At 62.1% G+C, this 23,677-nt stretch carries 21 protein-coding genes; 9 read left to right on the forward strand and 12 right to left on the reverse strand.

What is annotated here, in order from left to right; genetic code table 11:
• Positions 1-27 precede the first annotated feature (27 nt).
• The 3 genes from ACLH1U_RS06345 to lsrR all read right to left on the reverse strand — a co-directional run bounded on the left by ACLH1U_RS06345 (position 28) and on the right by lsrR (position 4,864).
• Positions 28-2,049 (reverse strand): FAD-dependent oxidoreductase, encoded by a 2,022-nt coding sequence (locus tag ACLH1U_RS06345; protein WP_411299136.1) that lies wholly within the window; start codon positions 2,047-2,049, stop codon positions 28-30.
• A 207-nt stretch (positions 2,050-2,256) separates the two neighbouring features.
• The gene (gene lsrK, locus ACLH1U_RS06350) at positions 2,257-3,855 is read right to left on the reverse strand and encodes an autoinducer-2 kinase (RefSeq protein WP_085551354.1); all 1,599 of its coding nucleotides are present in this window, start codon (positions 3,853-3,855) and stop codon (positions 2,257-2,259) included.
• Positions 3,856-3,892: 37 nt separating this feature from the next.
• Positions 3,893-4,864: a transcriptional regulator LsrR gene (gene lsrR / locus ACLH1U_RS06355; RefSeq protein ID WP_004206105.1), complete on the reverse strand. Its 972-nt coding sequence runs from the start codon at positions 4,862-4,864 to the stop codon at positions 3,893-3,895.
• Between the two features lie 218 nt (positions 4,865-5,082).
• Between lsrR and lsrA the strand changes: the two genes are divergently transcribed.
• The 6 genes from lsrA to lsrG are packed head-to-tail and all read left to right on the forward strand — an operon-like array spanning position 5,083 to position 10,813.
• Positions 5,083-6,570 (forward strand): autoinducer 2 ABC transporter ATP-binding protein LsrA, encoded by a 1,488-nt coding sequence (gene lsrA / locus ACLH1U_RS06360; RefSeq protein WP_105490927.1) that lies wholly within the window; start codon positions 5,083-5,085, stop codon positions 6,568-6,570.
• Entirely contained in the window at positions 6,567-7,601 is a 1,035-nt protein-coding gene (lsrC, locus tag ACLH1U_RS06365; RefSeq protein WP_373638517.1) for an autoinducer 2 ABC transporter permease LsrC, read from the forward strand. The genes lsrA and lsrC overlap by 4 nt, the downstream gene beginning before the upstream one ends.
• Positions 7,602-8,600 carry an autoinducer 2 ABC transporter permease LsrD gene (gene lsrD / locus ACLH1U_RS06370; RefSeq protein ID WP_048335373.1) on the forward strand — a complete coding sequence of 333 codons (999 nt, stop codon included), beginning with the start codon at positions 7,602-7,604 and terminating at the stop codon, positions 8,598-8,600.
• 7 nt (positions 8,601-8,607) lie between these two features.
• A complete protein-coding gene (gene lsrB / locus ACLH1U_RS06375; RefSeq protein ID WP_411299137.1) occupies positions 8,608-9,621 on the forward strand; it encodes an autoinducer 2 ABC transporter substrate-binding protein LsrB in 1,014 nt (337 codons plus the stop codon).
• 11 nt (positions 9,622-9,632) lie between these two features.
• Positions 9,633-10,520, forward strand: a complete 888-nt coding sequence (gene lsrF / locus ACLH1U_RS06380) for a 3-hydroxy-5-phosphonooxypentane-2,4-dione thiolase (protein WP_023291072.1) — start codon at positions 9,633-9,635, stop codon at positions 10,518-10,520.
• Positions 10,517-10,813 carry a (4S)-4-hydroxy-5-phosphonooxypentane-2,3-dione isomerase gene (gene lsrG, locus ACLH1U_RS06385; protein WP_004181386.1) on the forward strand — a complete coding sequence of 99 codons (297 nt, stop codon included), beginning with the start codon at positions 10,517-10,519 and terminating at the stop codon, positions 10,811-10,813. Before lsrF ends, lsrG begins: the two co-directional genes overlap by 4 nt.
• A gap of 70 nt (positions 10,814-10,883) precedes the next feature.
• On the opposite strand, the gene ygjG is transcribed toward lsrG, so the two are convergent.
• Positions 10,884-12,263, reverse strand: coding sequence for a putrescine aminotransferase (gene ygjG / locus ACLH1U_RS06390; protein WP_023291071.1), 1,380 nt, complete (start codon positions 12,261-12,263; stop codon positions 10,884-10,886).
• Positions 12,264-12,520: 257 nt separating this feature from the next.
• On the reverse strand, positions 12,521-13,075 hold the full coding sequence (locus ACLH1U_RS06395) for a PadR family transcriptional regulator (protein ID WP_023291070.1): 555 nt from the start codon (positions 13,073-13,075) through the stop codon (positions 12,521-12,523).
• Between the two features lie 238 nt (positions 13,076-13,313).
• Between ACLH1U_RS06395 and ACLH1U_RS06400 the strand changes: the two genes are divergently transcribed.
• A complete protein-coding gene (locus tag ACLH1U_RS06400) occupies positions 13,314-14,090 on the forward strand; it encodes a siderophore-interacting protein (protein WP_023291069.1) in 777 nt (258 codons plus the stop codon).
• Positions 14,091-14,191: 101 nt separating this feature from the next.
• Here ACLH1U_RS06400 and ACLH1U_RS06405 read toward each other — a convergent pair whose 3' ends face one another.
• The 5 genes from ACLH1U_RS06405 to ACLH1U_RS06425 form a co-directional block, all read right to left on the reverse strand.
• Positions 14,192-15,841: a glycerone kinase gene (locus ACLH1U_RS06405; protein ID WP_411299138.1), complete on the reverse strand. Its 1,650-nt coding sequence runs from the start codon at positions 15,839-15,841 to the stop codon at positions 14,192-14,194.
• Between the two features lie 74 nt (positions 15,842-15,915).
• Complete coding sequence (gene dhaM, locus ACLH1U_RS06410; protein ID WP_065805137.1) at positions 15,916-17,337, reverse strand: dihydroxyacetone kinase phosphoryl donor subunit DhaM; 1,422 nt, start codon at positions 17,335-17,337, stop codon at positions 15,916-15,918.
• A 10-nt stretch (positions 17,338-17,347) separates the two neighbouring features.
• Positions 17,348-17,980, reverse strand: a complete 633-nt coding sequence (dhaL, locus tag ACLH1U_RS06415; RefSeq protein WP_032454136.1) for a dihydroxyacetone kinase subunit DhaL — start codon at positions 17,978-17,980, stop codon at positions 17,348-17,350.
• Positions 17,981-17,990: 10 nt separating this feature from the next.
• Complete coding sequence (gene dhaK, locus ACLH1U_RS06420) at positions 17,991-19,061, reverse strand: dihydroxyacetone kinase subunit DhaK (RefSeq protein WP_032454135.1); 1,071 nt, start codon at positions 19,059-19,061, stop codon at positions 17,991-17,993.
• A gap of 155 nt (positions 19,062-19,216) precedes the next feature.
• Positions 19,217-19,420, reverse strand: a complete 204-nt coding sequence (locus tag ACLH1U_RS06425; protein WP_411299192.1) for a hypothetical protein — start codon at positions 19,418-19,420, stop codon at positions 19,217-19,219.
• 251 nt (positions 19,421-19,671) lie between these two features.
• Here ACLH1U_RS06425 and ACLH1U_RS06430 point away from each other — a divergent pair, with 251 nt between their 5' ends.
• The gene (locus ACLH1U_RS06430; RefSeq protein ID WP_008806556.1) at positions 19,672-20,769 is read left to right on the forward strand and encodes a glycerol dehydrogenase; all 1,098 of its coding nucleotides are present in this window, start codon (positions 19,672-19,674) and stop codon (positions 20,767-20,769) included.
• Positions 20,770-20,870: 101 nt separating this feature from the next.
• On the forward strand, positions 20,871-22,796 hold the full coding sequence (gene dhaR, locus ACLH1U_RS06435; RefSeq protein WP_044524806.1) for a dihydroxyacetone kinase operon transcriptional regulator DhaR: 1,926 nt from the start codon (positions 20,871-20,873) through the stop codon (positions 22,794-22,796).
• On the opposite strand, the gene ACLH1U_RS06440 is transcribed toward dhaR, so the two are convergent.
• Both ACLH1U_RS06440 and ACLH1U_RS06445 read right to left on the reverse strand, forming a co-directional pair.
• A complete protein-coding gene (locus ACLH1U_RS06440) occupies positions 22,774-23,304 on the reverse strand; it encodes a cob(I)yrinic acid a,c-diamide adenosyltransferase (protein ID WP_044524805.1) in 531 nt (176 codons plus the stop codon). The genes dhaR and ACLH1U_RS06440 overlap by 23 nt on opposite strands.
• Positions 23,305-23,658 carry a glycerol dehydratase reactivase beta/small subunit family protein gene (locus tag ACLH1U_RS06445; protein WP_374014472.1) on the reverse strand — a complete coding sequence of 118 codons (354 nt, stop codon included), beginning with the start codon at positions 23,656-23,658 and terminating at the stop codon, positions 23,305-23,307.
• Positions 23,659-23,677 lie beyond the last annotated feature (19 nt).

A 23,677-nucleotide genomic window follows, 5' to 3' on the forward strand; every position in this document is an offset into this window, starting at 1 on the left:
GCGCATCGCGCCGCCCCCGGGACACGGCTAAATCGCCAGGGCCAGCTTCGTGCCCTGGGCAATCGCCCGGCGCGCATCCAGCTCCGCCGCCACGTCGCAGCCGCCGATCAAATGCACCGTTTTCCCCGCCGCGCGCAGCGGATCCGCCAGCTCGCGGCGCGGCTCCTGACCGGCGCAGATCACGACATGATCCACCGCCAGCAGCTGGCGCTCGCCGCCGATCGTCACGTGTAATCCCTCATCATCGATCTTCTCATAGCTGACCGCCGGGATCATTTTCACGCCGCGCGCCAGCAGCGTGGCGCGGTGGATCCAGCCGGTGGTTTTGCCGAGCCCGTCGCCCGGTTTGCTCGCCTTGCGCTGCAGCATCACAATCTGTCGCGGGCTTTGACTCAGCTGCGGGCCTTCAGGACGCAGCCCGCCCGCCGTCCGCAGGCTGGTATCGATACCCCATTCGCGACTGAACTCGCCGATATCCTGGCTGGTGGCCCCCCCCGACTGGCTTAAATACATCGCGGTGTCGAAGCCGATGCCGCCGCAGCCGATAATCGCCACCTTCGCGCCAACCGGCGCTTTATCGCGTAAGACATCCAGGTAGCTGAGCACCTTGGGATGATCGATCCCGACGATCGCCGGCAGGCGCGGGGCAATGCCGGTGGCGAGGATCGTCTCATCGAACGCCAGCAGATCGTCTGCCGTGACGCGGGTGTTCAGACGTAGATCGACGCCGTTAAGATCGAGCATTCTACGGTAGTAGCGCAGGGTTTCATGAAACTCCTCTTTGCCGGGGATCTGTTTGGCGATATTAAACTGGCCGCCGATCTCCGGGAGGGCATCGAACAACGTGACGTGATGACCGCGGGCGGCGGCGTTAACCGCGAAGGCCAGACCGGCAGGCCCGGCGCCGACCACCGCCAGCCGCTTAGGGGCGTTGGCAGGCAGGACCGGCATCAAGGTTTCATGGCAGGCGCGCGGGTTGACCAGACAGGAGGTGACTTTGCCGACGAAGATCCGATCGAGACACGCCTGGTTGCAGCCGATGCAGGTGTTGATCTCATCGGCGCGATCGCTCTGTGCTTTCGACATAAATTCGGCATCGGCAAGGAACGGGCGGGCCATTGAGACCATGTCGGCATCGCCGCGGGCGAGGATCGCCTCCGCGACCTGCGGATCGTTGATGCGGTTGGTGGTGATCAGCGGGATCGACACCGCGCCCTTCAGTTTGCGGGTGACCCAGCTAAAGGCGCCGCGCGGTACCGGAGTGGCGATGGTCGGAATGCGCGCTTCGTGCCAGCCGATGCCGGTGTTGATGATCGTCGCCCCCGCCGCCTCGATGGCTTTGGCCAGCGCGGTGACTTCCGACAGCGTGCTGCCGTCGTTAACCAGATCGAGCATCGACAGACGGTAGATGATAATGAAATCGTGACCGGCGCGCTGGCGCACGGCCTTGACTACTTCAACGGCGAAACGCATCCGGCGCGCGTAATCGCCGCCCCATTGATCGTTGCGCTGGTTAGTGCGCGCGGCGAGGAATTCGTTAATCAGATAGCCCTCAGAGCCCATCACCTCCACGCCGTCATAGCCTGCTTCCCGCGCCAGCTGGGCGCAGTGGGCAAAATCATCGATCAGCGTGAGGATCTCATCGTGGCTCAGCTCATGAGGGGTGAACCGGTTAATCGGCGCCTGCAGAGAAGAGGGGGCGACCAGCGCGGGCTGGTAGCTGTAGCGCCCGGTGTGCAGGATCTGCAGGGCGATTTTACCGCCTTCCTGATGTACCGCGTCGGTGATCTGGCGATGATGCGCCAGATGGCTGGCATCGTTGAGTACCGCGCCGCCGGCCATGGTCACCCCGGACGGGGCGGGCGCGATGCCGCCGGTGACGATCAGCGCCACGCCGTGCCGCGCGCGCTCGGCGTAAAAGGCCGCTAACCGTTGCGCGCCGTCGGGCAGTTCTTCCAGACCGGTATGCATGGAGCCCATCAACACGCGGTTTTTGAGGGTGGTGAAGCCCAGCTCAAGCGGGGCGAAAAGCGACGGGTAGCGGCTCATAATGGCTTCCAATGTAAAATTATTGTTATGTGGTCGGATGAGTTACTAATTTAGCCGTCGTGGAGAAAAAGGGAAAAGGGGAGTGCGGTGATTGTGATGGGATTCAAAGAACGGCGAAGCGTTGCCCCTCTCCCAAAGGGAGAGGGGCGAGCGGGCACTGAAAATCAGGCTTCGCGCTGAACGGTTCCCTCTCCCGCCGGGAGAGGATTAGGGTGAGGGGGAAGACACAGCGCGCTGGCGGCGTTCGAGGCCCGGCGCCTGCCACATCGACGTTGTCAGCCCGCTATCGACAAGACCAAGCTGATCGGCATATACCGACTGCCATTTACTCATCATCTCCTGATACAGCTCGCGATGCTGCGGATTAGGGGTGAACTCGCGGTGCCAGCTCACTAACTTTTCTCCGGCGCTGGCCATGTCGCCGTACAGCCCGGCGCCAGCGCCGGCGGCGATGGCGCAGCCGAGGGCGGTGGCTTCGCGGACCACCGGCACCCGCACCGGCAGGCCGGTGACGTCGCTGAGGATCTGGCTCCACAGCGCTCCCTTCGAGCCGCCGCCGGCAAACACCAGGCTATCGAAAGTCACCCCGGAAAACTGCGATATCTGCGCTAGGTTGCAGGCGGAGACAATCGCCGCGTTCTCCTCCAGGGCGCGGAACAGAGTGGCTTTATTGCACTTCTCCGGATCGATGGAGAGGTTAATAAACGACGGCGCGGCGTGGTACCACTGCTTAAAGTGCATGGCGTCGGAAAAAATAGGCATCACGCCGTGGGAACCGGCGGGTACGCGGCTGGCCATCTCCTCCAGCAGCGAATAGGCATCGACGCCGAGGCGCTCGGCAATCAGCTTTTCTTCAGCGCAGAAGGCGTCGCGGAACCAGCGCATGGTCAGGCCGGTAAAAAAGCTGATGGACTCCGCCTGCGCCATGCCGGGAATGACGTGAGGGTTAACGCGAATATTCATCTGCGGGTCGGTGCGCACCTGCGGCAGATTCACCACCTGCTGCCAGAAGGTGCCGCCGAGCACTGCGCTTTGTCCGGCGCGCACCACCCCGAGCCCCAGGCAGCCGAGCTGCACGTCGCCGCCGCCCATCACCACCGGCGTCCCGGCGCGCAGGCCGCTCTGCTGGGCTGCCGTATCGGTGACGGCGCCCAGCAGCGTGCCGGTCTCTTTCACCGGCGACAGCATATCGGCGCGCAGCCCGGCCATATCCAGCAGCGCCGGACGCCAGTCGCGGCTGAACAGATCGAGCATGCCGGTGGTGCCCGCGTTTGACGGGTCGACCGCCAGCTCGCCGGAAAGCTTCGCCGCCAGCCAGTCGCTGATCATGGTGATGGTCGCCGCCTTGCGGTAGATATCGGGCCGATGGTGCGCCAGCCACAGCAGGCGCGGCATCGCGCTGAGCGCCAGCGTTTGCCCGGAGACCTCGTACACCTCGGATTCAAAACGATAGTCGTGGATCTCTTTAAGCTCTGCGACTTCGCGGCTGGCGCGGGCATCAACGTTGGCGCAGGCCCAGATGGCCTCGCCGTTGCGGTCATAGAGGACGATCCCTTCGCGCATCGAACAGCAGGCGACGGACTGAATATCGGCGGGAGAGAGCCGGGCGGCGTCGAGCGCCTGGCGAATGCACTGGCAGGCCAGCTGCCAGTTGGTGGTAAGGTCGAACTCCATCGAGCCGGGGACGTTATCGACGCTCAGGTGTTTCCATTCGGCCTGGCCCACCGCCAGCTGGCGGCCATTGAGATCGAAAATGACCGCCCGAATGCTGCCGGTCCCGGCATCTAACGCTAACAGGTAACTCATGACATGCGCCTCGCTGTTGTCGCGCGGCGCCGGGCCTTTAGGAGGCCAGCGCGAGCACCGCGCGTGCTGTTGTCTCTTCCGTTACCAGGCCATTAATCCGCTTGCCAATCAGAGCGGCATGAATCGCCTGCGCTTTTTGTTCTCCCCCGGCGACGCCGACGATGGTCGGCAGCTGCGCCAGCTCATCCAGGGTCACGCCGAGCAGTTCCCGATGGATCTCCAGCCCCTCTACCGGCCGGCCGTCGGCCTGCAGGAAATAACCTAAAATGTCGCCGACCGCCCCTTTGCGGGCGTACATCAGCTGTTCGCCCTCGCTGATATAGCCGGAGCGCAGAATGGTCGCGTCGCGCCGCTGATCGATAGCGCCAATGCCAACCACCGCCGCGTCCGCCGCCGTCGCCGCCAGCATCACATCGCGCACGCTGGATTCGCGGCGCAGGATTTCGGCGACCTCCGCCGACGAGACCCGCAGCGGCGCCGGAATAATGCTCACGCTGCAGGCGGCATCCAGCTGACCGATGCCGGTCATATAGGGGCCGACGCCGCCGGAGAGGGTCACCAGCCGCACCTGCTGCGAGCCGATAAAGCCGCTGAGATGCTGCAGGCAGCTCATGGTGGCTTCGCCGAAGCCGACCGCCAGCAGCTGTCCCGGTTGCAGAATCCCCATCAGCGACTGCGCCGCGCCGATCCCCAGCCGGGTATTCATCGGCGGGGTGTTGAGCGCCGGCAGCACGCGAGCAATCTTGAGGCCAAAGCGCTGCTGGAGTTCGCTTTCCAGCGCCAGACAGCCTTCATAGCGCGAGTTGATCTGCACGCGGATCACCCCGGACTGGCGACCTTTCTCCAGCAGGCGGGAAATCTTCAGCCGCGGCAGCCCCAAACGCTCGCCGATGTCGTTTTGCGTCAGGCCGTCGTGGTAGTAACACCACGCCACCCGCGCCACCAGCTCTTCCTCGGCTAACGCCAGCCCGGCGTAGCGATGGTCTTCCGTAATGCGTTTTTCGCTCATAAATTGAACTCTTATAAAAATTTAGATCATATGTTCGCTATTGCGCGGCCGGAAAGTGTGAGCCGACTGGCAAAACGGATCTTTCCTCTCTGGCCCTTTTTTTCCGGACGATCTAAAGCGCCAAACTGTGATCTTCGCACGGTTGTAAATATAGTTCACCGTCTACGCTTTTGAACATTATTAAATTTAAAAATCATTTGTTCAAACGAGGCGCGACGATGAAGCCACTGCTTGAAGCTCGCCAGATCCGCAAACAGTTCTCCGGCGTTGCCGTGCTGAAGGGCATCGACTTTACGCTATGCGCGGGCCAGGTGCATGCGCTGATGGGGGGCAACGGCGCGGGTAAATCGACGCTGATGAAGATCATCGCTGGCGTCGAAACCCCGGATAGCGGTGAACTGACGATCGGCGAACGCGCGTTTGCGCGCCTTAACCCGGCGCTGGCCCACCAGCTGGGCATCTATCTGGTGCCGCAGGAGCCGATGCTGTTTCCCAACCTCAGCGTGCGCGAGAACATTCTTTTTCGTCTGCCGAAGCGGGCGGATACCGCCGCGCGGCTGCAGGAAAAACTGCAGCAGCTGAACTGCCAGATCAACCTGGACGCCAGCGCCAGCACGCTTGAGGTAGCCGATCAACAGATGGTCGAGATCCTGCGCGGCCTGATGCGCGAGGCGCGGATCCTGATCCTTGATGAACCCACCGCCTCTTTAACGCCGGGCGAAACGGAAAGGCTGTTTCAGCAGATCCGGGCATTGCAGGGGCTAGGCGTGGGGATCGTCTTTATCTCGCACAAACTGCCGGAAATCCGCCAGCTTGCCAGCCATGTGTCGGTGATGCGCGATGGGGCGGTAGTGCTCAGCGGCGAAACGGCGGGCTACGGCGACCAACAGCTTATCAGCGCCATGACGCCGGCCAGCCGTGACCATGCGCTGAGCGACACGCAAAAGCTGTGGCTGGCGCTGCCGGGCAACCGCCGCACCCAGGCGCAGGATTTTCCCGTTTTGCGGGTGGAGGATCTCACCGGCGAAGGTTTTATCGATCTCAGTCTGGAGATCCGCGCCGGGGAGATCGTCGGCCTCGCCGGGCTGGTGGGATCCGGGCGCACCGAATTTGCCGAAACCTTATACGGCCTGCGTCCGCCGCGCGCCGGGCGGATCTGGCTGGAGAACCGCGAGATTAGTCAGGAGAGCACCCGCGCCAGGCTGGCCAGCGGGCTGGTCTATCTGCCCGAAGACCGCCAGGTCTCCGGGCTGTTTCTCGATGCGCCGGTGCGCTGGAACACGGTGATGTTCAATCAGCCGTCGTGGTGGCAGCAGGGGAAACGGGAGGCGGCGGTGGTCGAACGCTATCACCGGGCGCTGGGGATCAAGCTGGCCGATGGTGATCAGCCGGTGCGTACCCTCTCCGGCGGCAACCAGCAGAAGGTGCTGCTGGCGCGCTGTCTGGAGGCTAACCCGCTGCTGTTGATTGTTGATGAACCGACGCGCGGCGTGGATGTCTCCGCCCGCGCCGATATCTATCAGTTGCTGAAAAGCGTTGCCGCGCAAAATGTGGCGGTGCTGATGATCTCCAGCGATCTGGATGAGTTCGTTGGCCTGGCCGACCGGGTGTTGGTGATGCATCAGGGCCGCTACAGCGGCGAGCTGGCGCGGCAGGCGGTGACCGTCGATCGCATGATGATCCTGGCCTTTGGAGGGCAGGCATGAAAACGTTACTCAAGAATCGCGAACTGAGTGCCTTCTTCGCCATCGTGGCGCTGTTTGCCGTGCTGGTGGCGCTCAATCCGGCCTATTTCAGCCTGCAGACGCTGGCAATGATTTTCGCCAGCTCGCAAATCCTGTGCCTGCTGGCGCTGGGGGCAACGCTGGTGATGCTGACCCGCAATATCGACGTGTCGGTGGGCTCCACCGTTGGCCTGAGCGCCATCGCCGTTGGGGTGGCGCTGAACAACGGCTACGGGCTGGCGACAGCGATCGCCTTCGCGCTGGCGATTGGCGCGCTGGCCGGGGCTTTTAACGGCCTTCTGGTGGTGGGGCTGCGCATTCCGGCGATCGTCGCCACCCTCGGCACGCTGGGGTTGTATCGCGGGGTGATGTTGCTGTGGACCGGCGGGAAATGGATCGAAGGCTTGCCCGATAGCCTGAAATCGCTCTCGGAGCCGCTGTTTATCGACGTCTCGCCGCTGGGCTGGCTGGTGCTGGCGCTGCTGCTGGCGGGCGCATGGCTGCTGTCGCGCACCGCCTCCGGGCGTGATTTCTATGCCGTTGGCGATAACCTCGCCGCTGCCCGCCAGCTGGGCGTGGCGGTCAACCGCACGCGGATGCTGGCCTTTACCCTCAACGGTATGCTGGCGGCCTGCGCCGGGATCGTTTTCGCCGCGCAGATTGGCTTTGTGCCCAATCAGACCGGCAGCGGTCTGGAGATGAAAGCCATCGCCGCCTGCGTGCTGGGCGGAATTTCGCTGCTCGGCGGCACCGGCACCCTGCTCGGCGCGTTTCTCGGCGCCTTCTTCCTCACCCAAATCGACACCGTGCTGGTGCTGTTCCGCCTTCCCGCCTGGTGGAATGACTTTATCGCCGGCCTGGTCCTGCTCGGGGTGCTGGTCCTTGATGGCCGCCTGCGCCAGGCGCTGACCCGCCATCAGCGGGCGCTGAAGTACAGCCGTTTCCAGCCCGGCAACAAAGGGGGCAAACAGGTTGCCCGCTTTCCCGAACGCAAAAGCAAAGAGGTGGCGTAAATGAAGCTGAAGCTTAACTGGGAAAGCGCGCTGCTGGCGTTGTTAGTCGTGGAAATCCTGCTGTTCGGCGCGCTGAATCCGCGCATGCTGGATCTCAATATGCTGCTCTTTAGCACCAGCGACTTTATCTGCATCGGCATCGTCGCGCTGCCGCTGACGCTGGTGATCATCAGCGGCGGGATCGATATTTCGCTGGGCTCGACCATCGGCCTGTGCGCCATCGCCCTCGGGGTGATGACCCAGGCGGGCTGGCCGCTGTGGCTGGCGGTGTCGCTGACGTTGCTGCTGGGGCTGCTGTGCGGGTTAATCAACGCCGCGCTGATCCACTACACCGGCATCAGCCCGCTGGTGATCACCCTCGGGACGCTGTATCTGTACGGCGGCGGCGCGCTGCTGCTTTCCGGCATGGCCGGCGCCACCGGCTATGAAGGGATCGGCGGCTTTCCCGACAGCTTCACCGCCTTCGCCAATTTAACCCTGGGCGGGCTGCCGCTGCCGCTGGTGCTGTTCGCGGTCATCACCTTTCTCTTCTGGCTGCTGGCCCATCGCGGGCGCTTTGGCCGCCATCTTTTTTTACTCGGGCAAAACCCGCGCGCCGCCCGCTATGCCGCGCTGTCGGTCAACGGCATCCCGTATGTGCTGTATGGCCTGGTGGGCGTGGCGTCGGCAGTGGCGGCGCTGGTGATGGTCTCCTATTTTGGCTCGGCGCGTTCGGATTTAGGCCGTGACCTGCTGATGCCGGCGCTGACCGCGGCGGTGCTCGGCGGGGCCAATATTTACGGCGGCTCGGGATCGATACTGGGTACCGCGCTGGCGGCATTGCTGGTGGGGTATCTGCAACAGGGTTTACAGATGGTCGGCATCCCCAACCAGGTGTCGAGCGCGCTGTCAGGGGCGCTGTTGGTGGTGGTGGTGATGGGGCGTTCGCTGAGCCTGCACCGTGAATGGGTGCGCGCGACCTGGCGGCGTCTTTTCTCGCGTAAAACAATCGGAGCATAAACATACGATGAAAACCAAACGAATCCTCCAGACGAGCGTCCTGGCGCTGGCGTTAAGCATGGCAACCGCCCAGGCGGCGGACCGCATCGCCTTTATACCTAAGCTGGTCGGCGTGGGCTTCTTTACCAGCGGCGGCAACGGCGCGAAAGAGGCGGGGAAAGCGCTGGGCGTGGATGTCACCTATGACGGCCCCACCGAGCCCAGCGTCTCCGGCCAGGTGCAGCTTATCAACAACTTCGTCAACCAGGGCTACAACGCGATTATCGTCTCCGCCGTCTCGCCGGACGGCCTGTGTCCGGCGCTGAAGCGGGCGATGCAGCGCGGGGTGAAGGTCCTGACCTGGGATTCCGATACCAAACCGGAGTGCCGCAGCATCTATATCAATCAGGGCACGCCGCAGCAGCTCGGCGGCCTGCTGGTGGAGATGGCGGAAAAGCAGGTGACCAGGCCCGCTGCCAAAGTGGCGTTTTTCTACTCCAGCCCGACGGTGACCGACCAGAACCAGTGGGTGAAGGAAGCCAAAGCCAAAATCGAAAAAGAACATCCGCAGTGGCAAATCGTCACCACCCAGTTCGGCTATAACGATGCCACCAAATCGTTGCAAACCGCCGAGGGGATCTTAAAAGCGTATCCCGATCTTGACGCCATTATCGCGCCGGATGCCAATGCCCTGCCGGCGGCGGCCCAGGCGGCGGAAAACCTCAAGCGCCAGGGCGTGGCGATCGTCGGCTTTAGTACCCCCAACGTGATGCGCCCGTACGTGGAGCGCGGCACGGTGAAAGCCTTTGGCCTGTGGGATGTGGTTCAGCAGGGCAAAATTGCGGTTAACGTCGCCGATCGTCTGCTGAAAAAGGGCGATCTTAACGTCGGCGACAGCGTTGAGGTGAAAGATATCGGCTCGCTGAAGGTCGAATCGAACAGCGTGCAAGGCTACCAGTATGAGGCGAAGGGCAACGGTATCGTGCTGCTGCCGGAGCGCGTGGTGTTCAGCAAAGAGAACATCAATAACTACGACTTCTGACGGAGGATGAGATGGCTGATTTAGACGATATCAAAGAGGGCAAGGACTTCGGCCTCGACCGCCCGCAGCAGAACACGCTGTATACCCTGAAAGGCTGCGGCTCGCTGGACTGGGGCATGCAGTCGCGGCTGGCGCGCATTTTTAATCCGCACAGCAACCGCACGGTCATGCTGGCCTTCGATCACGGTTACTTCCAGGGACCCACCACCGGGCTAGAGCGCATCGATCTCTCTATCGCGCCGCTGTTCGAGGAAACCGACGTGCTGATGTGCACCCGCGGCGTACTGCGCAGTCAGGTGCCGGCCGCAACCAACAAACCGGTGGTGCTGCGCGCCTCCGGCGGCAACTCGATCCTCAGCGAACTTTCCAACGAGTGCGTGGCGGTGGCGATGGAAGATGCGCTGCGCCTGAACGTCTGCGCAGTGGCGGCGCAGGTCTATATCGGCAGCCAATACGAACATCAGTCGATCAACAACATCATCAAACTGGTGGACGCCGGCAACCGCTACGGTATGCCGGTACTGGCGGTGACCGGCGTCGGCAAAGAGATGACCCGCGATGCGCGCTACTTCTCGCTGGCCAGCCGGATTGCCGCCGAAATGGGGGCGCAGTTTGTGAAGACCTATTTCGTTGAGGAAGGCTTTGAAAAAGTGACCGCCAGCTGCCCGGTGCCGATCGTCATCGCCGGGGGGAAAAAGCTGCCGGAGCATGAGGCGCTGGAGATGTGCTGGCGGGCGATCGACCAGGGGGCGTCCGGGGTGGATATGGGGCGCAATATCTTCCAGTCCAGCGCCCCGCGCGCAATGCTGAAGGCGGTGAAAAAGGTGGTGCATGAGAATCTGAACGCGCGCGAAGCGTACCAGTTCTGGCAGGAAGAGAAACAGGGAGAGCGGAAATGAATGTGACGCTGGTGGAGATCAATATCAAACCCGAGCGGGTGGATGAGTTTCTCGAGGTGTTCCGCGCCAACCACGAAGGGGCGCTGCGGGAGCCGGGCAACCTGCGCTTTGATGTCCTGCAGGATCCGGAGGTGAAGACCCGCTTTTTTATCTACGAAGCCTATAAAGACGATGAAGCGGTGCTGGCGCACAAGAAGACCCCGCACTATTTAGCCTGCGTCGAAAAGCTGGAAGAGATGATGTCGCAGCCGCGGCAGAAGCGCAGCTTTATCGGCCTGCTACCGCAGGTGTGAGGGAAATCCAGAGCAGAAGATAATCCCGGTCCTCTTCCATTGGGAGAGGACCGGGGGGAGGGGCAGTTTATTACGCCTCTTCAACCGAGACGCGCAGGGCCGCCAGCGCCTTACGCGCCGCCTTCAGCACCTGCTCGCACTGCTCAAGGGTGAGGGTCAGCGGCGGTTCAACGCGGATCGTCTTGGCGTTATTTAACGTCCCGGCGACCAGCACCCGCTGTCTGAACATCTCGCTGGCAAAGTCGTAGCCAATCTCGTTATCGACAAACTCGATGGCCATCAGCATGCCTTTCCCGCGTACTTCATTCACCAGGTCCGGATACTCCTGCGCCAGCAGGCGGAAACCGTCCAGCAGCATATCGCCTTTCTGCGCCGCCTGCGCCGGCAGGTTTTGCGTCAACAGCACGTTGATGGTCGCCAGCGCCGCCGCACAGGCCAGCGGGTTGCCGCCGAAGGTCGTGGTGTGCAGGAACGGGTTGTCGAACAGCACCGAGAAGACCTCTTCCGTCGCCACCGTCGCGCCGATCGGCATCACGCCGCCGCCGAGCGCTTTCGCCAGACACAGAATGTCGGGCTGAACGTTCTCATGCTCGCAGGCGAACATCTTGCCAGTGCGGCCCATGCCGGTCTGCACTTCGTCGAGGATCAGCAGGGCGCCAAACTCGTCGCACAGCTTACGCACCGCCGGCAAATACCCCGTCGGCGGCAGGATCACGCCCCCTTCGCCCTGAATCGGCTCAAGGATCACCGCCGCGACGTCGTCGCCGGTTTTCTTGCACTCGCTCAGCATAGTGCGCATGGCGTTGATATCGCCGAACGGCACATGGCGGAAGCCCGGCAGCAGCGGCATAAACGGTTTGCGGAAAGTCGACTTGGCGGTGGCCGACAGCGCGCCCAGCGATTTGCCGTGGAAGGCGCCGCTGGTGGCGATGAAGGTGAATTTACCGCGCGGCGACTGATAGGCTTTCGCCAGCTTGATGGCCGCCTCTACCGATTCGGTACCGCTGTTGCAGAAGAAGCTGTACTTCAGTTTGCCGGGCGTTAAGGCCGCCAGGGTTTTCGCCAGCATCGCGCGTAGCGGATCCAGCAGTTCCTGACTGTGAAGCGGTTGTTTCGCGAGTTGATTCTCGACGGCGGATACCACAACTGGATTACGGTGCCCTACATTGAAGATGCCAAACCCGCCAAGGCAGTCGATAAACTCCTGTCCCTGGGTGTCGACAAGCGTATTTAACCCTCCCGCTTGCCACTCTACGGCTCCGTAATCCCCGCCGGCTGTGACCGATTTTCGATACTCTAAAAACCCCGGATTCACATGCTCTTTAAAGTATTCTCTGACCTCCTGGTTAAGTGCTTTCATTTCCTCATGGTCAAGCGTGCGCTTTTCAATGAGATTCAGTGCGTGTGCGCTGCAGGCCAGAGCCGATGCGCTGGAAGGTAACCTGTTCAAAATGTGCTCCTGGGGCGGACGTATCACACGATACTGGATTAAGTATTGCAGGGATTACGCCAGTACGGCAGAAGCGGTGAAAATCGGGATAAATGCAAAGTAAAAGACGAAATGTGTAAAATTTAATCTCATGGCGCCATTATTGGCACGTTTTATTCCTGAGCTGACGAGATTTTCTGCCTTGCGGCGTTGAGCGGCACGATCCGTCGTGGTGCGGGCTGCCCCAGCGCGGGGCAGCTGATGGTGAGAAAGGAGGCTTAGTCGAGCTGGGAGATCTCCATCGCCGCCCGGTCGATAATGCCGATGATCTGCTTGAGCTGGGCGGCGCTGCTGGCCTGCTGGTTCACTTTCAGGTCGAGGACCGCTTTGAAATTCTCCAGCGCGCGCTTCATCTGCGGATCGCGGCGCAGCTCACAGCCGACCATCCGCGCCTGCAGACGCTCCTGGATATGGGCCAGATGCTCCTGGTTCTCCGCGTGCAGCTGTTTCCCCTCTTCGCTGATGACGATTTTTTTGCGTCCGTTGTCGTCTTCCACGCTGATGAGACCCTGGTCCTGGAGCAGATCCAGCGTCGGGTAGATCACCCCCGGGCTGGGACTGTAGTTCCCCTGGGTGAGGGTTTCGATCTCTTTGATCAGCTCATAGCCGTGGCTGGCGCTGCGGCTGAGGATGTCCAGAATAATCAGCCGCAGTTCGCCGTGGCCAAAGAAACGCTGGCGACGTCCGCCGCCGCGACGGCCATGGTCGCCGTGTTCGCTGGGGTCACCGTGGCGCCCGCGCGGCCCACGCCCGTCTTCATGATGATGTCGCATGGTTACCTCCTGCTATATTTTGATATATCTAATTTATATCTAAAAAATGAATTCTCGCAATGCTGGTTGTGATTTATTTTTTAATTTGTTGATATTTATCTGTTTATTTTTGATGCTGGTATTTTAATGCGGTTTGTTTTGACTATATCAAAAAAAGACTTGCATTCTTTTTAGATGGCAATCATTATCATTTGCATCGAGTTTAGATATATCTATTTACTGTTCACGAAGGCGATCGATGATGACAAAAACCAAAGCAGACAAGTACCCGCAGCGTGTCCGCAATGAGCTGCGTTTCCGTGAGCTGACGGTGCTGCGCGTGGAGCGCGCAGGCGCGGCTTTCCAGCGCATCGTGCTGGGAGGCGAGGCGCTGGAAGGTTTCGTTTCCCGCGGCTTTGACGACCACACCAAGCTTTTCTTCCCGGAGCCGGGCGCGGCGTTTGCCCCGCCGCAGGTGACCGAGGAGGGGATTGACTGGGGCGAGGGCGTGCGGCCTGCTACCCGCGACTATACGCCGCTGTACGATGCCGAACGCCATGAGCTGGCGTACGACTTCTTTATCCACGACGGCGGAATCGCCAGCCGCTGGGCGCTGGAGGCAAAAGCGGGCGATAAGCTGGTGATCGGCGGTCCGCGCGGCTCGCTGGTGGTGCCGGAGGATTACGCCTGGCAACTGTATGTCTGCGATGAGTCCGGTATGCCGGCGCTGCGTCGTCGTCTGCTGGGTTTGCGTCAGCTGGCGGTGACGCCGCAGGTGACGGCCATCGTCACTATCGCCGATGCGTCATATAAAGATTATCTGGCGGACCTCGACGGCTTTAACATCGAGTGGGTGGTGGGCCACCATCCGGCGTTCGTCGCCGAGCGTCTGGCGCAGGTGAAGGTGCCGGCGGAGGATTATTTCATCTGGCTGACCGGCGAAGGCGCGGTGGTGAAATCGCTGCTGGCGCGCTTTGAGGATGAGAGCATCGATCAGCAGCTGGTGCGCTCGCAGGCGTACTGGCACAGCAAGTAAAAAGCCATCGTGGTAAAACCCGGATAGCGGCTTGCGCCTTATCCGGGCTACGGTTGGCGCCGATTTGTAGCCCCGGTAAGCACAGCGCCACCGGGGAAGGCTTATCGTTCCGCCAGCGCTTTAAACACCATCGCCACCGCGTGGGCGCCGGGGTCCATGTTGCCGAGCAGGCTGTCGCTGTTGAGATAGGACGCTCGTCCGGCGCCGGCTTTGCCCGACTGGCAAGTGCGATCCGCGCCGGCCTGCGCCGCGGCAAAAGCGGCCTGCAGGTTCTCCGGTTCGGCGAGCAGCGCCGCCAGCGCTGGCTGCAGCGCGTCGATCATTGTCCGGTCGCCTTCCTCGGCGCCGCCGTAAAATTTCATCTGCTCCAGACCGGCGTTCAGCGCCTCGGCCACGCTGGCGCCTTGCCCCAGCTTCTGCCCGGCAGCGGTGAAGAAGATCGACATCAATACCCCGCTGGAGCCGCCCATCACCACCGTCAGGCGTTCGCCCGTGAGCGCGAACAGCGTGGGCAGATCGTTCAGCGGCAGCTGCTGGCGCTGCAGCAGGTCGGCAATCTCACGCGCCCCGGCGGCGAAGGTGGAGCCGGTATCGCCATCGCCCACTTTGGCATCCAGCGCGTTGAGATGGTCTTCAAGCCCGACGAGGGTGCCGGTCACCTGGGCCACGTAATCACCCACCTGCGGGTTGGCCGAAGGCGTAAAGTCGACGCGCGGGCTGGCGAGAGTGGACGGCATGATGTTAACCGTCCGCGGCTGCACCGGCCGCGGCCAGCTGGCGGTTTCCACATCCGCCAGCAGCGCTTTCTCAATACTCTCTTCCAACACGATGGCGCTCAGCGAGAAACCCTTCATATCCAGGGCCGTCACCAGCGAGGCCGGGCCAATCAACCAGTCAACGCGCGCCTGCAGCGGCGTGTTGGCCAGTTCGCGGGTCAGGATCGCCATTTCGGCCACCGACACGCCGCCGAGGTTATTGAGCATCACCGCCAGACGGCCGGTTTCCGGCAAGGCGGCGGTCAGTTTTTCCACCATCAGGTTGACGATGTCCGCACTGTTTTGCGTGGCGATGGTGGAGGCGCCAGGTTCGCCGTGGATGCCCATTCCCAGCTCGGCATGGCCGGCCTGATGGCGCGGCGCGCTGTCCGCCTCCTGCGGCAGATGGCAGCTGGCCAGCGCCACCCCGATGCTGGCGGTGTGGTTGGCGGCATACTGCGCTTCGCGCAGTACGGTGGCGAGATTGCAGCCGCGCTCGGCAAAATAGCCCGCCACCTTATGGACGAACAGCGTACCGGCGATGCCGCGCGGCTGTTTGTTTTCCGGCAGCGAAATGTCGTCGCCGACGATCAGCATTTCCACGTTGTAGCCGAGACGGCGCGCTTTCTCCGCCGCGAGGCCGAAGTTCAGCCGGTCGCCGGTATAGTTTTTTACGATCAGCAGGCAGCCCGCCTCGCCGGTCACCGCCTGAATGGCGGTAAGCACCGCGTCGACGCTCGGCGAGGCGAACAGATCGCCACAAACCGCGGCGGTCAGCATGCCTTTACCAATAAAGCCGACGTGCGCCGGTTCGTGGCCGGCGCCGCCGCCGGCGATCACCGCCACGTTGTTTTTATTCAGGTCGCGACGGACCACCACCCGGATCGCCGGGTCGCTCTCCAGCCGGGCGAGGTTGTTCCACGGACTGGCGATGATGGTTCCCTCAATCACATCGTTGACGAGGCTGGCGCGCTGGTTAAAAAAGAATTGAGACATAGTGGTTCCTGAAGAGTAAGCGAAAACTCACCCTCCGGAGGCAGGCCCCCGGAGCGGTAACGGACAAAGTGGATTTAGTGACGGATAAGGCGCTGGCGGCGCATATCGAGCGCGATGGGCTCGCCGGGCTGCACGCTGTTCAGCGCCTCGCCCTGCTGACATAGCCAGGCGATCCCCGCCGCGCGGGCGATAATCGCGCCGTGGGCCTGTTCGCTGCCGTCGCGCAGGCACAGGCCTTTCACGCGGCTGGCATCCAGTTGCAGGACCGCCGACGGGAACATGTTGTCGGCGATAATAATGGTCGGCTCGCCGGGCATCGGCAGCGTTTCCTGCACGTCCTGCAGATGGCGCAGGGTGCGCTGCAGAATATCTTCGATATCGATATAGCGCGCCTGGAGATAGGGGTCATCCAGCTGGCGATACTGCTGGCTGAGCTCCATCAGCACCTGATGCCACGCCCATTCCGCCGAGCACGGCTCGGTGAGCAGACGATCGTTGGCGGCATCAAACAGATCCTCATCGTCGAGCAGGGTGTGGTGCCCGGCGAAAATCGCCGCGATATCGGCGTTAAATTTATTCTCCGCCAGCTCGGTCAGGGCAGTGAGATCCGCCAGCGTCTGGTCGATAGCCCGGCGCAGTCGCTGCTGTTCGCGGGCGACATCGGCGGCGGCCGGGCGGACCGGCTGGATCAGGGCCAGCGGATAGCGCAGCGCGATGCCTTCGACGCGCTCGGGGGCGGCCGGGGCCGCTGCCGGTTGCGCCGCAGGCGATTCGCCGAAGTTATCAGCGGCCAGCGCCTGAAACGCCGCCAGCGCCGCATCGGCCTCTGGCCCGCGGGCCAGCAGGCGCAGCTTATCGTTGCGCCTCACCTGCAGCAGGGCGATTTGGTTGAGGCTGTCCGGTTTGACGCACTTCCCGTTTTTCTCCAGCAGCAGATCGGCGTTAAAGCCCGCCAGCGCGGCGACCAGCTTCGACGCCGGACGCACGTGCAGGCCGTTGTGGTTCTGTATGACTACCGCAAGGGACTTGCTGTCGCCATCGTCGGCCAGCGTCGGCGCCGGGGCGGCGTCAGGGGTTGGCGAAGGTAAACCCAGCTGGATCCGTTTGGCCTCCAGGGCGTTCATGGCGTCGGCGATCACTTTGTCGATCCCGGCGCCGGAGGCGGCGCTGACGGTGGCCGCCAGCGTCCCCTCCACCAGCGGCGCGGCGCACAGCCGCACCTTCGCGGCAATCGCCGGATCGAGCAGGTCGAGGGCGGTCTCGGCGCTGAGCAACGCGCTGCCGATATCCATCATCACCAGCACGTGGTCGGTATCGGCGACGGATTCGATCGCTTCCATGACCTTGATCGGATCGGTGCCGATCGGGCTGTCGGGATCGTCAATCCCGGCGGCGATCGCCAGCTTGCAGCCGTCGTTGATTAACATCTGCCGGGCCAGTTCTCCGACACCTTCGCCCAGCCGGGCGCTATGAGAAACAATAACCAGGTTTACCATCGCGATTTCCTTACTCTTTGGCCGCGGCGGCCAGCATCTGCATCATAAACATCACTGACGTGGCGCCCGGATCCTGATGGCCGATGCTGCGTTCGCCAAGGTAGCTGGCGCGGCCTTTGCGCGCCTGCATGGTGATGGTGCTGTGGGCGCCGGCCTCCGCTGCTTTGCAGGCGGCATCCAGCGCGGCGGCGATCGACAGATGCTGCTCGCTGGACTGGCGCAGGGAGTCCACTACCGGCAGCCAGACGTCGCACATGGTTTTATCCCCTGGCTCCGCTTTACCGCGGTTGACGACGCCGTCCGCGCCGTCGCGGATCATCAGGTACAGTTCGTCGAGGGTCAGGCTCTGGTGGGCCTGAGTGACCTGCGCGGCGCGAATGAAGAAGGTGCCGAACAGCGGGCCGCTGGCGCCGCCGACGTTGGAGAGCAGCGTCATGCCGGTGTTTTTGAGGATAAAGCCAATATCTTTATCGGCAATCGACGGCAGCTTTTCCACCACCTTGCTGAACCCGCGGTGCATATTCAGGCCGTGGTCGGCATCGCCGATCTCTTTATCGAGGCCGGTGAGAAAATCGCTCTCTTTGGTGAAGATATCGCCGCAGCGGTACAGCCAGTCGACGATTTGCGTTCTGTTCAGTGACATGTCGTGCTCCTTAGTTTCCCCAGTTCAGCGCCGGGGTATGAACCGGGGCGTCCCATAGCGCCAGCGTCTCATCATCCGCTTTCAGCAGGGTGATGGAGAAGCCCGCCATATCCAGCGAGGTGCAGTAGCTGCCGACGAGGTTGCGTTCGATGATGATGCCGGACGCTTCACAGCGCTGGGCGAGCCGGTGATAGACGCCGTACAGTTCGGACAGCGGCGTGGCGCCGAGGTTATTGACCATGGCGATGACCCGGTCGCCGTTTTGTAGCGCGGTTTTGCTCTGCTTCACTTCCTGCCACGCGCCCTTAACGGTATCCCACTGGCGCAGCGTGCGGCTGTAGGCGCCATTCTCCAGCAGGGTATCGAACATCTCATCGACGGTTTGGTCCAGCGAGCTGAAGCGACGGCGGTCGATGCCCGGCTCGCCGTGAATGCCGACGCCGAACTCCATTTCATCGTCCTGCAGGGTAAAGGAGGGTTGTCCGGCGGCCGGTACGGTGCAGGCGCCGAGGGCGATGCCAATGGAGTGGCCGAGATTATTCAGGCGGCGCCCCAGTTCAGCGCAGGCCTCCAGCGAATCGCCGCGCTCGGCGGCGGCGCCGACCAGTTTTTCGATCAGAACGGTATTGGCGACGCCGCGGCGGCCTGCGGTATAGAGACTGTCTTTCACCGCCACGTCGTCGTCGACCACCACGGTGGTGACTTTTATGCCGCTCTCATGCAGCAGCTCGGTGGCGGTTTCGAAGTTCAGGATGTCGCCGGTGTAGTTTTTGATAATCAGCAGGACGCCTTCGCCGCCGTCAATCTGCATCGCGCATTCGAACATTTTATCCGGCGTCGGCGAGGTGAAGATTTCCCCCGGGCAGGCGCCAGAGAGCATCCCCTGGCCGATATAGCCGCAGTGCATCGGCTCATGGCCGCTGCCGCCGCCGGAGAGGAGGGCGACCTTGCCGGCCACCGGCGCGTCGGCGCGGGTGACGTACAGCGGGTCCTGATGCAGGGTCAGCTGCGGGTGGGCTTTAGCCAGCCCCTGTAATTGTTCATTCAGTACATCTTCAACACGGTTAATCAGCTTTTTCATTATTCAGTGCTCCGTTGGAGAAGGTTCGATGCGGCCTCTCTGCTGGCGGAGGCGGTCATCGCGTAGGGGTATCGTCTGACGGTGCAGCGTGCCTGGCGATATGATGATTCTGGCTGAGCGGACGAAAAAAAGAATGCTCCGGCGATCGGGTTTCATTACGAAACATCAGCTGCTGATTTTGTTTCTTTATGGAACGTTTTCGCTGAGGAAACGGTGAAAATGCGAGCTGGCGCGCTTTTTTTCCTCTGCCTTAAGCGCCGGTCATCGCGGCTGGGCCAGCGGGCGGAAAAAAATTTTTTGCTAAATTTCCCCCGGCTGTGGGGAAAAAGCCTGCCGCTAAAGGGGGATGGTAAGGGAATTATGCGGCAGAGGAGCGGATCGGGATCGCAATCCTGACGAAGACTAGGGTTTTTTGTTCCAATATGGAACGTAAAAATTTAACCTGTGTTTCAAATCAGAACAAAAAGGCGAAAGATTTTTTTGTTCCGTGCCGGCCCTACAGTGATCGCACTGCTCCGGTACATTCCGTTGAGGCCGCGCTTTACCGGCCGGCGCGGATAACGCCAGGGCTCATCATGTCTACATGCGCACTTATTTGAGGGTGAAAGGAATGCTAAAAGTTATTCAATCTCCAGCCAAATATCTTCAGGGTCCTGATGCTGCTGTCCTGTTCGGCCAATATGCCAAAAACCTGGCGGAGAGCTTCTTCGTCATCGCTGACGACTTCGTGATGAAGCTGGCGGGGGAGAAAGTGGTGAATGGCCTGCAGAGTCACGATATTCGCTGCCATGCGGAACGGTTTAACGGCGAATGCAGCCATGCGGAAATTAACCGCCTGATGGCGATTTTGCAAAAACAGGGCTGCCGCGGCGTGGTTGGCATCGGCGGCGGTAAAACCCTCGATACCGCGAAGGCGATCGGTTACTACCAGAAGCTGCCGGTGGTGGTGATCCCGACCATCGCTTCGACCGATGCGCCGACCAGCGCGCTGTCGGTGATCTACACCGAAGCGGGCGAGTTTGAAGAGTATCTGATCTATCCGAAAAACCCGGATATGGTGGTGATGGACACGGCGATTATCGCCAAAGCGCCGGTACGCCTGCTGGTCTCCGGCATGGGCGATGCGCTCTCCACCTGGTTTGAGGCCAAAGCCTGCTACGATGCGCGCGCCACCAGCATGGCCGGGGGGCAGTCCACCGAGGCGGCGCTGAGTCTGGCCCGCCTGTGCTATGATACGCTGCTGGCGGAGGGCGAAAAGGCCCGTCTGGCGGCGCAGGCCGGGGTGGTGACCGAAGCGCTGGAGCGCATCATCGAAGCGAACACCTACCTCAGCGGCATTGGCTTTGAAAGCAGCGGCCTGGCCGCCGCCCACGCGATCCACAACGGTTTCACCATTCTGGAAGAGTGCCATCACCTGTATCACGGCGAGAAAGTGGCCTTCGGCACCCTGGCGCAGCTGGTGCTGCAGAACAGCCCGATGGACGAGATTGAAACCGTGCTGGGCTTCTGCCAGCGCGTCGGCCTGCCGGTGACCCTCGCGCAGATGGGCGTCAAAGAGGGGATCGACGCGAAAATCGCCGCGGTGGCGAAAGCCACCTGCGCGGAAGGGGAAACCATCCACAATATGCCGTTTGCGGTGACCCCGGAGAGCGTGCACGCCGCTATCCTCACCGCCGATCTGTTAGGCCAGCAGTGGCTGGCGCGTTAATTCGCGGTGGCTAAACCGCTGGCGCCGGTCGGCGGTCTTTCTTTCTCCCCTCTGGCAGCGGCTGCCGGAGGGGTTCTCTATGGTAAAACGCGGAAAACAGTATGACTGTTCAGACTCAGGATACCGGGAAGGCGGTCTCTTCCGTCATCGCCCAGTCATGGCATCGCTGCAGCAAGTTTATGCAGCGCGAAACCTGGCAAAAACCGCACCAGGCCCAGGGCCTGACCTTTGACTCGATCTGTCGGCGTAAAACCGCGCTGCTGACCATCGGTCAGGCGGCGCTGGAGGACGCCTGGGAGTTTATGGACGGTCGCCCCTGCGCGCTGTTTATCCTTGATGAGACCGCCTGTATTCTGAGCCGCTGCGGCGAACCGCAAACGCTGGCGCAGCTGGCTGACCTGGGGTTTCGCGACGGCAGCTACTGCGCGGAGAGCATTATCGGCACCTGCGCGCTGTCGCTGGCCGCGATGCAGGGGCAGCCGATCAACACCGCCGGCGATCGGCATTTTAAGCAGGCCCTGCAGCCATGGAGCTTTTGTTCGACGCCGGTGTTCGATAACCACGGGCGGCTGTTCGGCTCTATCTCGCTTTGCTGTCTGGTGGAGCACCAGTCCAGCGCCGACCTCTCCCTGACGCTGGCCATCGCCCGCGAGGTGGGCAATTCCCTGCTCACCGACAGCCTGCTGGCGGAATCCAACCGCCACCTCAATCAAATGTACGGCCTGCTGGAGAGCATGGACGACGGGGTGATGGCGTGGAACGAACAGGGGGTACTGCAATTTCTCAATGTTCAGGCGGCGAGACTGCTGCATCTTGATGCCCAGGCCAGCCAGGGAAAAAATATCGCCGATCTGGTGACCCTGCCGGCGCTGCTGCGCCGCGCCATCAAACACGCCCGCGGCCTGAATCACGTTGAAGTCACCTTTGAAAGCCAGCACCAGTTTATCGACGCGGTGATCACCTTAAAACCGATTGTCGAGTCGCAAGGCAACAGCTTTATTCTGCTGCTGCACCCGGTGGAGCAGATGCGGCAGCTGATGACCAGCCAACTGGGCAAAGTCAGCCACACCTTTGAGCAGATGTCAGCCGACGATCCGGAAACCCGGCGGCTGATCCACTTTGGCCGCCAGGCGGCGCGCGGCGGCTTTCCGGTACTGCTGTGCGGTGAAGAGGGGGTGGGGAAAGAGCTGCTGAGCCAGGCCATCCACAATGAAAGCGAGCGGGCGGGCGGCCCCTACATCGCCGTCAACTGCCAGCTGTATGCCGACAGCGTGCTGGGCCAGGACTTTATGGGGAGCGCCCCCACCGATGATGAAAATGGCCGCCTGAGCCGCCTTGAGCTGGCCAACGGCGGCACCCTGTTTCTGGAAAAAATTGAGTATCTGGCGCCGGAGCTGCAGTCCGCCCTGCTGCAGGTGATTAAGCAGGGAGTGCTTACCCGCCTCGACGCCCGCCGCCTGATCCCGGTGGATGTGAAGGTGATCGCCACCACCACCGTCGATCTGGCCAACCTGGTGGAACAGAACCGCTTTAGCCGCCAGCTGTACTATGCGCTGCACTCATTCGAGATCGTCATTCCGCCGCTGCGCGCCCGGCGCAACAGTATCCCGTCGCTGGTGCATAACCGGCTGAAAAGCCTGGAGAAGCGTTTCTCTTCCCGGCTGAAAGTGGACGATGACGCGCTGGCCCAGCTGGTGGCCTACTCGTGGCCGGGAAATGATTTTGAGCTTAACAGCGTGATAGAGAACATCGCCATCAGCAGCGATAACGGCCACATTCGCCTGAGCAACCTGCCGGAATATCTCTTTTCCGATCGGCCGGGGGCCGATAGCGGCTCATCGCTGCTGCCGGCCAGCCTGACCTTTAGCGCCATCGAAAAAGAGGCCATCATCCACGCCGCCCGGGTGACCAGCGGGCGGGTGCAGGAGATGTCGCAACTGCTGAATATCGGCCGCACCACCCTGTGGCGCAAAATGAAGCAGTACGATATCGACGCCAGCCAGTTCAAGCGCAAGCATCAGGCCTAGTCTCCTCGATACGCGCCATGGAGAACAGGGCGTCCGACAGACGATTGCTGTAGCGTTTGAGCGCGTCGCGCAGAGGGTGCGAGCGGTCCATGGCCGTCAGCAGACGTTCCAGCCGACGGGCCAGGGTGCGCGCCACGTGCAGCTGGGCGGAGGCGAGATTCTTCCCCGGGATCACAAACTGTTTCAGGGGGCCGCTTTCGGCCATATTGCGGTCGATAAGTCGCTCCAGGGCGGTGATCTCCTCCTCGCCGATCGTCTGGCTCAGGCGGACCAGGCCCCGCGCATCGCTGGCCAGTTCGGCCCCCAGCGCGAACAGCGTCTCCTGAATCTGATGTAGACTTGCCCGCAGCCCGGCGTCGCGGGTGGTGGCGTAGCAGACGCCCAGCTGGGATATCAGTTCATCGACGGTGCCGTAGGCCTCGACGCGAATATGGTCTTTCTCGATGCGGCTGCCGCCGTACAGGGCGGTGGTGCCTTTATCTCCGGTGCGGGTATAGATACGGTACATTCAGCTTCTCTCACTTAACGGCAGGACTTTCACCAGCTGCCCGGCGTTGGCGCCGAGCGTACGCAGATGATCGCGGCTATCGGTGACGTGCCCGGTCGCCAGCGGCGCGTTCGCCGGCAGCTGGGCATGGGTTAGCGCGATCTCGCCGGCTGCGCTGAGCCCAATGCCCACCCGCAGCGTCGAGCTTCTGGCCGCCAGGGCGCTCAGCGTATCGGCGTCACCGCCTTCGTCGCAGGATACGGTCTGGCAGGGGACCCCCTGCTCCTCCAGCCCCCAGCACAGCTCATTGATGGCGCAGGCATGGTGCCCGCGCGGATCGTAAAACAGGCGTACGCCCGGCGGTGAAAGCGACATGACGGTCCCCTCGTTAACA

The sequence above is a fragment of the Klebsiella sp. 1SOBk5mer genome (assembly GCF_046603115.1).
In the GTDB taxonomy this organism is placed as follows: domain Bacteria; phylum Pseudomonadota; class Gammaproteobacteria; order Enterobacterales; family Enterobacteriaceae; genus Klebsiella; species Klebsiella quasipneumoniae.

Bases quoted from the DNA above. Each gene is read 5' to 3' on its own strand.
- ACLH1U_RS06345 (WP_411299136.1), bottom strand. From the start codon at position 2,049: ATGAGCCGCTACCCGTCGCTTTTCGCCCCGCTTGAGCTGGGCTTCACC.
- lsrK (WP_085551354.1), bottom strand. From the start codon at position 3,855: ATGAGTTACCTGTTAGCGTTAGATGCCGGGACCGGCAGCATTCGGGCG.
- lsrR (WP_004206105.1), bottom strand. From the start codon at position 4,864: ATGAGCGAAAAACGCATTACGGAAGACCATCGCTACGCCGGGCTGGCG.
- lsrA (WP_105490927.1), top strand. From the start codon at position 5,083: ATGAAGCCACTGCTTGAAGCTCGCCAGATCCGCAAACAGTTCTCCGGC.
- lsrC (WP_373638517.1), top strand. From the start codon at position 6,567: ATGAAAACGTTACTCAAGAATCGCGAACTGAGTGCCTTCTTCGCCATC.
- lsrD (WP_048335373.1), top strand. From the start codon at position 7,602: ATGAAGCTGAAGCTTAACTGGGAAAGCGCGCTGCTGGCGTTGTTAGTC.
- lsrB (WP_411299137.1), top strand. From the start codon at position 8,608: ATGAAAACCAAACGAATCCTCCAGACGAGCGTCCTGGCGCTGGCGTTA.
- lsrF (WP_023291072.1), top strand. From the start codon at position 9,633: ATGGCTGATTTAGACGATATCAAAGAGGGCAAGGACTTCGGCCTCGAC.
- lsrG (WP_004181386.1), top strand. From the start codon at position 10,517: ATGAATGTGACGCTGGTGGAGATCAATATCAAACCCGAGCGGGTGGAT.
- ACLH1U_RS06395 (WP_023291070.1), bottom strand. From the start codon at position 13,075: ATGCGACATCATCATGAAGACGGGCGTGGGCCGCGCGGGCGCCACGGT.
- ACLH1U_RS06400 (WP_023291069.1), top strand. From the start codon at position 13,314: ATGATGACAAAAACCAAAGCAGACAAGTACCCGCAGCGTGTCCGCAAT.
- ACLH1U_RS06405 (WP_411299138.1), bottom strand. From the start codon at position 15,841: ATGTCTCAATTCTTTTTTAACCAGCGCGCCAGCCTCGTCAACGATGTG.
- dhaM (WP_065805137.1), bottom strand. From the start codon at position 17,337: ATGGTAAACCTGGTTATTGTTTCTCATAGCGCCCGGCTGGGCGAAGGT.
- dhaL (WP_032454136.1), bottom strand. From the start codon at position 17,980: ATGTCACTGAACAGAACGCAAATCGTCGACTGGCTGTACCGCTGCGGC.
- dhaK (WP_032454135.1), bottom strand. From the start codon at position 19,061: ATGAAAAAGCTGATTAACCGTGTTGAAGATGTACTGAATGAACAATTA.
- ACLH1U_RS06430 (WP_008806556.1), top strand. From the start codon at position 19,672: ATGCTAAAAGTTATTCAATCTCCAGCCAAATATCTTCAGGGTCCTGAT.
- dhaR (WP_044524806.1), top strand. From the start codon at position 20,871: ATGACTGTTCAGACTCAGGATACCGGGAAGGCGGTCTCTTCCGTCATC.
- ACLH1U_RS06440 (WP_044524805.1), bottom strand. From the start codon at position 23,304: ATGTACCGTATCTATACCCGCACCGGAGATAAAGGCACCACCGCCCTG.
- ACLH1U_RS06445 (WP_374014472.1), bottom strand. From the start codon at position 23,658: ATGTCGCTTTCACCGCCGGGCGTACGCCTGTTTTACGATCCGCGCGGG.